Origin of the sequence: Comamonas aquatilis (assembly GCF_965139575.1) — a bacterium.
Classification (GTDB): Bacteria; Pseudomonadota; Gammaproteobacteria; order Burkholderiales; family Burkholderiaceae_C; genus Comamonas; species Comamonas aquatilis.
This window is the reverse complement of sequence record NZ_CBCSIW010000055.1, coordinates 1-352: the sequence shown is the minus strand read 5'-3', so window position 1 is coordinate 352 and position 352 is coordinate 1. Positions and strand designations below refer to the sequence as shown.

Sequence of the window (352 nt, the reverse complement as noted above, 5' to 3'; positions counted from 1 at the left end):
TGCCTGATGACCATAGCGATTTGGTACCACTCCTTCCCATCCCGAACAGGACAGTGAAACGAATTTGCGCCGATGATAGTGCGGGTTCCCGTGTGAAAGTAGGTCATCGTCAGGCTCTTACGCCTAAACGCCCGGCTCAGCGCCGGGCGTTTTCTTCTCCTTCTTCGCAATGAAGGATGAGAAGAAAACGCAAAAACGTTTAAAAGCATGATGAAAGTTGTGCTAAAATCAAAGGCTTCGCTGATCACAGCAAGCAAAGAAATGAAAGCCGGTTTAGATTGGTTTTTGTTCTCGGATCCTTAACAAGATACAGCCGATAAGCGTGGGCGTTTGATGGCAAGCAGCCAAGTTC

Annotated in this window: 1 rRNA gene; it reads left to right on the top strand. The window is 48.0% G+C overall.

Annotated elements, in window-relative coordinates:
• Nucleotides 1-2 precede the first annotated feature (2 nt).
• Nucleotides 3-115: ribosomal RNA gene (gene rrf / locus ACNAZA_RS22385) — 5S ribosomal RNA — on the top strand.
• Nucleotides 116-352 lie beyond the last annotated feature (237 nt).